The sequence below is a fragment of the Algoriphagus resistens genome (assembly GCF_001442615.1).
Taxonomy (GTDB): Bacteria; Bacteroidota; Bacteroidia; order Cytophagales; family Cyclobacteriaceae; genus Algoriphagus; species Algoriphagus resistens.
The window spans coordinates 99,666-110,570 of record NZ_LMXN01000010.1 but is presented as its reverse complement, the minus strand read 5'-3'; the positions used below and the strand labels follow the sequence as shown (position 1 = coordinate 110,570).

General features: G+C 44.8%; 8 protein-coding genes. 6 read left to right on the top strand and 2 right to left on the bottom strand.

Annotated features, from left to right (window positions below; genetic code table 11):
- Positions 1-368 precede the first annotated feature (368 nt).
- The 3 genes from AS141_RS17120 to AS141_RS17110 all read left to right on the top strand — a co-directional run bounded on the left by AS141_RS17120 (position 369) and on the right by AS141_RS17110 (position 3,077).
- Complete coding sequence (locus AS141_RS17120) at positions 369-1,157, top strand: hypothetical protein (protein ID WP_057938910.1); 789 nt, start codon at positions 369-371, stop codon at positions 1,155-1,157.
- 127 nt (positions 1,158-1,284) lie between these two features.
- A complete protein-coding gene (locus AS141_RS17115) occupies positions 1,285-2,334 on the top strand; it encodes a hypothetical protein (protein WP_057938993.1) in 1,050 nt (349 codons plus the stop codon).
- A 113-nt stretch (positions 2,335-2,447) separates the two neighbouring features.
- Positions 2,448-3,077: a porin family protein gene (locus AS141_RS17110; RefSeq protein ID WP_057938909.1), complete on the top strand. Its 630-nt coding sequence runs from the start codon at positions 2,448-2,450 to the stop codon at positions 3,075-3,077.
- A 631-nt stretch (positions 3,078-3,708) separates the two neighbouring features.
- On the opposite strand, the gene AS141_RS17105 is transcribed toward AS141_RS17110, so the two are convergent.
- Together AS141_RS17105 and AS141_RS17100 are read right to left on the bottom strand one after the other, a co-directional pair.
- Positions 3,709-4,392, bottom strand: coding sequence for an Abi family protein (locus tag AS141_RS17105; protein WP_057938908.1), 684 nt, complete (start codon positions 4,390-4,392; stop codon positions 3,709-3,711).
- Complete coding sequence (locus tag AS141_RS17100) at positions 4,379-5,338, bottom strand: IS1595 family transposase (protein ID WP_057938907.1); 960 nt, start codon at positions 5,336-5,338, stop codon at positions 4,379-4,381. Before AS141_RS17100 ends, AS141_RS17105 begins: the two co-directional genes overlap by 14 nt.
- A 1,072-nt stretch (positions 5,339-6,410) precedes the next feature.
- Here AS141_RS17100 and AS141_RS17095 point away from each other — a divergent pair.
- From AS141_RS17095 to AS141_RS17085, 3 genes are all read left to right on the top strand, one after another.
- A complete protein-coding gene (locus tag AS141_RS17095) occupies positions 6,411-7,565 on the top strand; it encodes a BamA/TamA family outer membrane protein (RefSeq protein ID WP_057938906.1) in 1,155 nt (384 codons plus the stop codon).
- 98 nt (positions 7,566-7,663) lie between these two features.
- Positions 7,664-8,488 (top strand): hypothetical protein, encoded by an 825-nt coding sequence (locus AS141_RS17090; protein ID WP_057938905.1) that lies wholly within the window; start codon positions 7,664-7,666, stop codon positions 8,486-8,488.
- A gap of 23 nt (positions 8,489-8,511) precedes the next feature.
- Positions 8,512-10,809, top strand: coding sequence for a hypothetical protein (locus AS141_RS17085; protein WP_057938904.1), 2,298 nt, complete (start codon positions 8,512-8,514; stop codon positions 10,807-10,809).
- Positions 10,810-10,905 lie beyond the last annotated feature (96 nt).

Here is a 10,905-nt window from a genome sequence, read left to right as displayed (position 1 = left end):
GCCAGGAATTGGTACCACTATAAACCTATTTACAACAACCTCTCATCCGTATTAGCTATAGGTAGAGACAGGGCCAGGAATAGTGCTTTCATTTCTTTCAGGGATACGGCTCGGAGGTATAAATTACTCAGAACTCTTGATTCAACTACTTGCCTGCGTTAGTTTGCAGTCCATTGCAGGATTGCTCTCCGGTCTCCCTGGCCAAACCCCTCTAACCAACAATACTAAGTAAACCCACAACTTTTCTTCTAGGTACACCACAAATCTTTTCTTAAAAATTACTTCATTATATCACAATTTTTTTAAATTTAAAAATAGAATATTCCATTTTTATCAAATCTGTTAGCGTTATATCTAATTAAATATCCATGAATAAATTTTTGTTGATCATCGCTATTTTCCTGTTTTCAGTTAAAGCATCATTTGCCCAGGACGATGCCGCAGAGCTCGCCAAGAAACTGGCCAATCCCATCGCTTCTCTGATCTCAGTGCCTTTCCAGAACAATACAGACTATGGAATAGGCGACAGGCAGGGGACCAGAAACACGTTGAATTTCCAGCCGGTTATTCCTATCTCAATCAATGAGAATATAAATATGATTACCCGGGTGATCATTCCGATTGTATCCCAATATAATATCACTGCTCCCGGTGAGAAGCAATCGGGATTATCTGATGCTGTGGTTTCGGCTTTTTTCAGCCCGAAAAACTCAGAGAAACTCACTTGGGGAGTCGGGCCGGCCTTGTTGGTGCCCACCGGTACAGATGATTTTCTGACGGCAAAGAAATTTGGGGTTGGCCCTACTGCTGTGGCGCTCAAGCAGGGCAATGGTTGGACGGTGGGAGGCTTGATCAATCAAATCTGGTCTGTGGCCGGTAATGAAGACAGACCTGATGTAAGCCAGATGTTTGTCCAGCCATTTGTAGTCTATAACTGGAAAACCGGTGCCGGAGTGGGAGCAAACATGGAGTGGACACAAAACTGGAAAGCTTCGACGACTACGCTTTGGCTGAATCCCAATGTTAGTGCGGTTACCTCCTTGGGAAAACAGAAAACCCAGTTTGTGGTGGGGCCAAGAATTAACCTGGCGGCGCCTGATGGAAGCAAAGCAGATTGGGGCTGGAGGGCTGTGGTGATTTTCTTGTTTCCAAAGTAAACGGCTTACCCCGCGGTATCCTACGGTTGCCATAGCTAGAAGTGAGCGGTCCTGCGTAGATTTTCCAATGCATGACCAAGGTAAAGGTGTTGATTTTAATGTAGAATGTTTGTCTTATCCCATAGCCATGAAGTGTGTTAAACTAACCCGACTACTTATACTTACCCTGTTTTGTACTGTTCTTTCTTTTTCCAAAGGCTTTGCCCAAGGTGCCCAAAAAATATTCAATCCTCTGTATGAAGAGTACTACGATAGTCTGAAGAATATGGATTATCCCTACCTGTTCCCTTTTCTTGGGGCAGGTGCAGCTAAAAGGGGGTATGATCTACCCTATGCATGGGGAGCCAGCGCAATCTATTTTACCCAGCAGCAACAGATTTTGATCGAAAGCACGGCGGTTGGGTTCGGGGGCTCAGATCTGGTGGACATCAGCAGATTTATCAAATTTGGTCCAACTATAGCTACAACAAATGCCTATTCCTTCCGGCCAGATGTATGGGTATTGCCCTTCTTGAATGTTTATGGGATATTGGGTGGAGGCACGACCAGCACTGAGGTGACCCTGCTCGATCCCATTAGTTTTCAGACCGAACAAAATTTCTCGGTAAGCAGCTATGGATTAGGGGCTACTTTAACTGCCGCAGCCGGACCGCTTTGGTTTGCCTGGGACAATAATTACAATTTTGCTGATGTAGAAGTGGTCGTAGAGCCAGTTCCTGCATTCAACAGCAGTTTCAGGGTGGGACACACCATTCCTTCTATCAGCAATCCCCAGCGTAACTTATCAATATGGGCAGGAACCTTTTTTCAGGTGATCCAAAATGATACGCAAGGTTCTATTCCTGTTTCCAGCCTTGTTCCGGGTATGGGAGACGGATCCGCTATAGAGCGCCTGAATGAATGGGCAGATGGATTGCCTCCTGCCCAGCGGGTGGTGGTAAAGCAGATTATTGGTAAAATCGAAGATGCTGCCGCGGGTTTAGATCCGGGCGACGCCATGATAGAATACCGGCTGGATAAGAAAGTTGCCGCTCCTTTCAACCTGATTTTCGGGGCCCAATACCAATTTGATAAAAGATGGATCCTGAGGTCTGAATTGGGTGTTTTTGGTAAACGAAGCCAGTTTTTGCTCAACCTGAACTATAGAATCCCTGGATTTTTCAAGAAGAAGAATTGAAAATTTTACTAAATGTCATAAAACCTAACCCTTCAATGGTCTCTCCCCTAAAATTTTTATCTACCCTAGTAATTCTCATTTTCCTTTCCGGCGCTGCCAAATCACAGGTAATCATGAGTCTGATTTTTGGGGATGAGCTAAACAGTGATACGAATATGTTCGGCCTTCACATGGATTATGCCTGGAATAATATGACCGGACTGGGTGGGAGTGAGGGAATGACAAATTTCAATCTGGGGCTATTTTTTACACATAAGTTTAAAAATAACTGGCAGCTAAATGTGGATATGCTTGCCAAATACCGTCGGGGGGCTAAAGGCATCCCGGCCTATGACTTGGGTGATGAAACCTTAAATGGCTATTATGGGGATACAAAATTCACCAGAAGCATCAAATATTTGAGTTTGCCAATTGCCATACGTTATGAACTGCCCAAGCGGTTTTTCTTGGAGCTAGGGCCACAGGTTTCCTTTAGGTTAAAAGCCATTGATGAGTTCGAAGCTGAATTGCCGCAGGGGGACATCTCACTGGATGTGGATATTCGTGAGGAAGTGCAGCGGTTTGACTTTGGGTATGTGGCTGGGATCGGATGGTTTTTTGACAGGGAATCGCTCAACGCAATCGGCTTTCGTTTCAATGGTGGTTTTTCTGATGTGATGAAAAACGACTCAGGGAAACAAGTTCATCAGCAATGGGGTTTCTATTGCAATCTGCCAATTGGCAGGGGTAAAATGGATAAGTAACCACTTCCAATAGTTATTGAGACGATTGGTTCGTTTGTTGACTTACTAGACAGTAAGGGGATGGCAGGTTCCTTTTAGTTTTTGAAATCGCAGGTCCCGAGGCCGTGACCCGGAGATTTTAATCCCGTATTCTAAGATTAAAACAATTCAGAGGTAAGCAATGCGGGAACAGCCGGCCAACTTCTTGTTTTTGAGCCCATCTGGAGCAGAGCCTTGTGCCTCCTCTTTAAGGAGGAGAATGGGAGGAGTAGGTAAATACACCAACTTTTACCACTCCCATTCGGGCTTAAATCCAGAAACGTTCCAACACCTTTCGATTCTGAAATCATAGTGGTAGCACTAAACATTCACCCCCTCCCTTCAGGAGATAGTTGGGTTGAGGTAGTTTCGGATGCTCAAGGAAATCTACTGCTGGGAGCATGATAGATAGGAAGGAATATAACAATTGTAAATTGGAAAGGATATTAGGCTAGGACAAGACTTAAAGAATTATTCTAGAGGAAGATTCTAGTCTTAAGCCAGATTGTAGGGCCCGGAAACACACCCAATCTGACTACACCCAGATGGGGATAGATGTTCACGGCACCAACTTAAAAAATGCTATCGGGAAGAAAGTTGGGGCGAGGGCGCCCTACAGCTTATCTATTTCATCACAAACTTGAAGAATATGATCAAGTCCATACAATAGCGATGATTCATCTACTTGCATCCATTGAAAAAGAGTTATTATTTGATGGTAGTGCTGACGGGCATAGTTTGTATCTTTTATAGCTTGGCTCGGAGCAAAACATATTGGCTCGTGATGAGCAATCCTATTTCTGGCAGTATTGAGCTCAGCTAGTCTACTGAAGATGTATTTTGCGTTGTAATTGGAGGACTTACTACTTGCCGGCCTGTTGGAGAAAATATCCAGTAGGTCTTGACCTCCAGCACGGTATTGATGATCTGAGAATAAATATCTCCAAAAGCCGAAACCGAGACTGGCGACAAGTTTATGATGTGAATAGTTGTTGTTTAGCTTTAAAACCTCATCATACACGGTTATAGCGGTGGTTCTACAGTTGTGGTTTGCAAAAAATCCCCCTAGCGAGGCAGCATTTCTGAGCCAGTCATTACCGAATTTTTGTTTGTAATGGTGATCAATCTGATTTCTCAGAGCGACTTCAAAGCAGCTTATTATTGTAAACATTTCCTGAGATAGTTTCAGGTTCTTTCTATATAGAGTCATAGCTTTTTTGCTGTTCCCTCTGCAGGCAGTGAGATACCTGTTCATCCTTTCAGCAGAAATGATTTTTTGGAAGCTAGAATAGTTCATTTTGTGTTTGTTGTTTATGTGTATCCGCTCTAGGCATATAAGGGTGAATTGCCGTAATAATCAACCGATCAATCAATCTATCTCCAAAATATTTCCGATTGAGCTTGTAGACAAATTCGTTGAGGTAATTCTGGAGATACTTGTAGATGATCATATGGTTAATTCCCAGCAGTTTCCGCTTCAGATTGCTGTTTGCCTTATGCACCCATCTGAGCGTGTCGTTGGTGGAATCTTTTCCGGAAATAACCGTGAAATGGGTCTGGACAATAGCTTCAAGTTGTGAGTATGCCGTATTATTGTCAGTGAATAGCACAATATCCCCGTCAGCGTTCTTTTTGATGAACTGTTTGACGTGCTCACCGTCTACTTTGTCCAAAACTTCCATTTTAAAGTAACCGCAGAACCTGCTTGTCTTGCCGGTCTCCAAGTCCTCCAAAGGGATGGATTCGGCCGAGACACCGATTTCAGCTTTCCTTTGGCTCCCCTTGCCCCTTTTCAGGTGTCCTTTCACACGCCCAGGGGTGGCTATCGCTACATACACCTCATCAAACTCCAGCATGTCCTTCAGCGTGTACAGCGCATCTCTTTTACCCATATATACCCGTATTTTATGCATCATCCTGAATGCTGTCTCATACCTGCACAGCCCCAGTTGGAGCTGGAATTTCAGGCAGGAAAAGCCTTTCTTGGTCGCTGACTTCAGCATAAAGGCCAGGAACCAGGTGTGCAGGGAAAGCTTGCTTTTCTCAATCACCGTATCGCTTTTGAGGGAACTTCTGCGCCTGCATACGCTGCATTCGAGAAATTTGGCCCCGCTGAACCAATAATGATTGCTGGTGTCCCCACAGCTTTTGCAGCGGATCCCCGCTTTTTCCCGATGCTCTTTAAGATAAATTTCACAGCTTTCCTCATCAGGAAAATAGTTGATAAAGTCAATGATATTCATGGTTTTGGCTATTTTTAACCAAGTAACACCGCTTCTGAATACCCTACAACCTAATGTCACAATCTGTCATTCTTTGGCTACGTGCATTCACGCGGATACACATATTGTTGTTTTGATGGAGTATAGGAAGTGAAAATAAGTGTAAAGTAAATATGTAATTAGTGAGAAATTTCATAACTTTGGCACATCTTATTCCCGGTCGTCCCTGAAGCAATTCAAACTTCCGGGTTTCGTTTTTTTAAGCCTGTCCGGAATCCGTGACAATTAAGGATATAGTTTGAGGTTGGCCGTTTTGGGTTTATTTCTTCAATGTTCCCGGGTGTAAACCAACATCTGATTACCATATGAGGTTTTCCTGAAGCTATCCAATAGTCCTAAACAGTCTTTGTATATTATTTCTTAATCACCTGTCCAGTGATGCTGACTACTGACAATCCGGAAATTATAGGTAAGGAAAGTTCTATCTTAATTTGGCAAAAAGTGAGACACTGTCTAATGTTTTGAGTTGGAGCCATTATTTTGAGATTTATGCTCTGATAGCGAACTTGAGATCAGTTTTTACACTAGACAGGCCGAAAAGGAAAATTGGAATGTGAGGGAGTTGAAGCTCCGAAAGGAAAGTATGTTATTCCGCCGTTTGGCATTGAGGAAAGACAAAAAGGGTGTATTGGAACTTTCTGGACAAGGTCAGGAAATTCAATAAGAAGACATTTTGAAAGATCCTTACGTTTTGGAATTTCTAGGGATACCTGAAAATATCAATACCTTGAAATCGAGCAGATCCCAAATTCCAACGTATGAGGGGAGCCTACAGGAATTCTCAAAGGCAGCCACAGCCGCCAAATTCTCATAACCCTTAACCTTCAACCTCAGATTATCCCCATGCCTCTCGGCGATCACTAATCCCCAATCTCTTGTTCCAAATCTCCACCTACCCAATCCCTAATTAGTTTGGTATTTAGCTATATCAATACGAACAACTATCAAACAGGCATTTCCTGACTAAGAAGTTTGGCAATAGATTATATTTTTTAATGAAAAAAGATTAATATTAGTACTCAAACTGTTGTCTATGAGATTTTTTTACGCAGCACTTGTTTTTTTTCTTATACTCAATTTCTCTTTTGCTCAGGAAAAGACGGAGAAGGAGAAATTAAGTATGAAGGTATTCAAGGATTCTCTGGATGGGAAGCTTGACATGAGTGACTTTTTAATTAACTACCATGGTTTTATTCCTCTGGCCAATATTATTACCGAACCGGCTTTAGGTGGAATAGGGGTAATGGTAACACCTATATTTATCGAACCTAATAAATACCAGGAGGCAGGAAAATATACTCCTCCTAATATTACCGCCGGTGGGGTAGGGTATTCCGGAAATAAGAGCTGGGGCGTAGGTGCCATGCGGATTGCTTCACTCCCCAAACATCATCTCAAGTACCGTGTTGGTGGTGGATATGGAGATGTAAATATGGATTTTTTCAGAGATTTTCCCGTAATAGGTGAACGACAATTTGCCTTTAACTTCAACACGACGGCGTTGTTTGGAAATGTGCTTAGACAGGTAGGGCAATCAGATCTGTATCTTGGCGTGATGTACCTCTACTTACATAATAAGGTGAAGCCGCAGTTCGGAGAGGTACAATTGCCGGATTTTGTGGATAACAAAGCACTGGATAACAACCTAAGCAGTGTGGGAGTGAATCTACAGTATGACAAGCGGGATAATGTATTCACTCCCAACAAAGGATTGTATGTGACCTCTTCTTTCAGGGTGAACGCGGGGTGGACAGGCAGTGATTATGACTATAGGAACTGGATGGTTTCGGCATTGCAGTACCTTCAGCTGACAGACAAATGGGTCAGCGGCTTCCGCTTTGAGGGCAATCTCCAGTTTGGACATGCACCTTTTTATTTCGAGCCGGGAGTCAGTTTACGTGGAGTGCCTGCGGCACGCTATCAAGGGGACCAGACGTACTTGCTGGAAACTGAACAGAGGTATGATCTTACCCAAAGATGGAGCCTGATAGGGTTTGTAGGGGCAGCGAAAGCCTTGCCGGACAAGGTTTCATTTTCTGATGCAGACTTGGTATATAATTATGGAACAGGGTTCCGCTACTTGATAGCCAGGAAATTCGGTGTCAGAACAGGAATAGATGTGGCCTGGTCAAACGAGGATTTTGGATGGTATATCGTTTTTGGATCAGCGTGGAACAACAGAAACTAGCATTGATTTTCAGGCAAAGGCTCTCAAGGGCGTTTGAATCGGACAAGCAATAAAAAGCAAAAGCGTAAAAAAATAGCATGTTTTTAAATTCCGGAATCATGAAGAAAGAAGCATTTATCAAAATCCTATGCTTATTTATCCCCTTTTGGATGACACAAGCAGCGCTGGCGCAGGAGGAAAATGAACAGACACAAGAGGGGAAAACCTCTGTAGAATTGTCACAGCAGGTGATGAATCCTACCACACTGGCTTGGCAGCTTCAATTGGAGGAATTCACGATTTTTGATACCGAAGGGCAGGATGGTTTTGCCCAGAATTTCCGGTTTAGAGGGATCATTCCCTTGCAAAAAGGACTGTTGCTACCCTTTCCACAGCTCATTCGGGTGATTGCCTTTGTAAATACCGCTCCGGGTGGTCCCACAGGGCTAGGGGATGTAACGCTAAACCAGTTTTTTATTCTCAGCAAAAAGCAATGGGGGCAGTTTGGGGCAGGCTGGAATGCGACCATCCCCACCCGCACATCCCCCGAACTGGGCTCTCCCCAATTGCAGATCGGGCCTGCAGCTACGGTTACCTTTACGGATCTGGGGAACTGGCAGATGTACTGGATCTGGGAGAATTTTTTCTCCGTTACTGGCAACGATAAATACGGCTCAAACATTTACGCTGTCCTGCAGCCCAACATATTCTATACCTGGTCCAATGGTGTGTATGCGGGGATAGAACCTGAGTGGCAGATCGACTATAAAACAGGAAAGGTGGCTATTCCTATGGATTTTAGAGTAGGATATATCTGGTCCGGCAAGCTGAAGTATAATGCCTATGTGGAACCGGAATTTATGCTGTATCGCTCGGAAGGCTATACCCGGAACCTGAACAATTTCGGGATACGCTTTGGATTTAGATGGTATTTACCTATGTGATTTAACTAGTTAACTGGCGTTTTATGATTTTTCTCAGACAATCCAACATCCAAATCAACAGCAGGTTTCCGGACAGGAAGTCGGGTGACGGGGTAAAAAAGTGGTCGGGAGTCTCATTAAAGGTTTCAAAAAACCGGCTAGCTTACTTCATTCCCATATTGATCCTATTGATCCTGAACATAGGGCCGCTGGCTATTGCCCAAGAACCGGATTCTCTTCAGGATATAGGCTGGCCACGCCAGGTGGAGAAAGATGGGGCAACCTTGCTTTACTACCAGCCTCAGGTGGATGGATGGGAAGATTATAAAATCATCAAAGCCAGGGTTGCCTTTTCCCTTACCGGAAGCGATGGCCAGCAGGCAATGGGAGTGGCATCGATCAGATCACATACCTTGGTGGATATGGAGACCCGTACGGCATTTCTTCAGGATATCATCTACGAAGGAGTTAGGTTCCCATCTGCAGATGTGGGCCAATCCAAAGAATTGGAAAAATTGTTTAGAACAATAGCACCTTCAGGAGGGGAATCCATTGCTGTAGACAGAGTAATGGCTGACCTGCAGCATGGGCAGCCTCAAACCAAAACAGTAGCAGTGAATAATGACCCTCCAATCCTATTTTCCAGTGATGAGCCCGCTATCCTACTCCTGGTGGACAGAGATCCTGTCCTTGCCCCGATAGAGAAAACTGACTTGGAATTTGTGGTGAACACCAACTGGGATGTATTCTATGAAAAGCCCAAAAAGAGGTATTACCTTCTGACTGATCATGCCTGGCTTACTGCCACCGCCCTAGGCGGCCCTTGGGAAAGGACAGGTAAGTTGCCTAATTCTATGAAGAAACTTCCTGAAGGGGAAAACTTTGATGAGGTGAAAAAAATGGTGCCGGCACCCAAGTTGACCACAGCACCAAAAGTCTTTTATTCCGATGCTCCTGCCGAGCTACTTTTATTTGAAGGGGAACCAAAGTATGCGCCTATTCAGGGTACTGAACTTTTATATGCAGTTAATACAGAGAATGATGTATTTGTGGATAAGTCTGAAAATCAGTTTTTTGTGCTGCTGTCAGGAAGATGGTATAGTGCAGCGGCGTTGAACGGTCCATGGGTATATGCAGGGAATGATTTACCTACGGATTTTTCCAATATCCCTTCAGATTCACCCAAAGCCAATGTTTTAGTGGCTGTGCCTGGTACGATAGAAGCATCTGATGCAGTGATGCTTGCCCAGATCCCGACCACAGCCCTAGTGAATAAAGCGGATGCCGAAGCCAAAGTTAGCGTGAGCTACGATGGTAACCCTGAATTCAGGCCGATAGCAGGAACTTCCATGTTTTACGCATCCAATACCCCGCAGAAAGTTATCAGGTTAGACGATGACTATTACTTATGCTACCAGGCAGTTTGGTTTAAGGCCAGTGATCCTATGGGGCCATGGAAGACCTCTGAGCAAATACCTAATGAAATTTACACCATACCGCCAAGCTCCCCGCTCTATAATGTCACTTATGTGACCCAGACGGCGAAATCTGACACTACGGTGCAAAGCAATGCGAGTGGAGGTTATTTCGGGATGTTCGTCATGGGGATGGCTGTTGGGGCTACTGTCGTCTATGGTACGGGTTTTTATTATCCACCCTATTTATTTTGGGGGCCCTACCCTTATCCCATCTACAGACCTTGGCCTATGACTTACGGGGTTGCAGCGGTGTATAACCCATGGACCGGGGGGTATGCCATGGGAAGATCTGCCTATGGCCCTTATGGTGCAGCACATACTGCGGCCTGGTACAATCCTGCCACTGGGCGGTATGGTCGTTCCGCGAGTGTACAGGGCTGGTATGGAGGCCGGACATCAGCAAGCGCTTACAATCCCTGGACAGGAACCTATGCACATACCAACCAAGGGCATAGCCCTTATGCACAATGGGGAAATTCAGTGGCTACCCGGGGAAATCAATGGGTGCAGGCTGGTCATGTGACTACTGGTAGGGGGACTGCTGCTGGCATCAGAACTTCGGATGGAAGACAGGGGATGATTGTGCACAGGGCTAATGGCACGGTAGTCCATACGGATAATGGCGTGTTTGCAGGGCATGACGGAAATGTCTACAGGCGTAATGAAGAAGGGGGATGGAGCCAATATAATCGGGGCGACTGGAAGGGCCTTGGAAGTAACGGACGAACCTTTAACTCTCCTTCCCAGCAGCATGTGATGTCAGGCCTGGACCGGTCACAGCTATCACGCCAGCGCGGACAGGTGCAGACCCAGCGGTTTAATTCCTTTCAGCGTACAGGTGGGGGAGGGATCAGAAGAAGATAAGTGGAGCTGGTGCGTGCCGGATTAAGCCATGTTTACCTTTTGGTAATACCAGTGTTGTGATTTCAAGTATAAATTTGATTTTATGCTGAAATGATG

What these genes read in the sequence shown, in the direction of transcription:
- AS141_RS17120 (WP_057938910.1), top strand. Translation starts at nt 369, where the DNA reads ATGAATAAATTTTTGTTGATCATCGCTATTTTCCTGTTTTCAGTTAAA.
- AS141_RS17115 (WP_057938993.1), top strand. Translation starts at nt 1,285, where the DNA reads ATGAAGTGTGTTAAACTAACCCGACTACTTATACTTACCCTGTTTTGT.
- AS141_RS17110 (WP_057938909.1), top strand. Translation starts at nt 2,448, where the DNA reads ATGAGTCTGATTTTTGGGGATGAGCTAAACAGTGATACGAATATGTTC.
- AS141_RS17105 (WP_057938908.1), bottom strand. Translation starts at nt 4,392, where the DNA reads ATGAACTATTCTAGCTTCCAAAAAATCATTTCTGCTGAAAGGATGAAC.
- AS141_RS17100 (WP_057938907.1), bottom strand. Translation starts at nt 5,338, where the DNA reads ATGAATATCATTGACTTTATCAACTATTTTCCTGATGAGGAAAGCTGT.
- AS141_RS17095 (WP_057938906.1), top strand. Translation starts at nt 6,411, where the DNA reads ATGAGATTTTTTTACGCAGCACTTGTTTTTTTTCTTATACTCAATTTC.
- AS141_RS17090 (WP_057938905.1), top strand. Translation starts at nt 7,664, where the DNA reads ATGAAGAAAGAAGCATTTATCAAAATCCTATGCTTATTTATCCCCTTT.
- AS141_RS17085 (WP_057938904.1), top strand. Translation starts at nt 8,512, where the DNA reads ATGATTTTTCTCAGACAATCCAACATCCAAATCAACAGCAGGTTTCCG.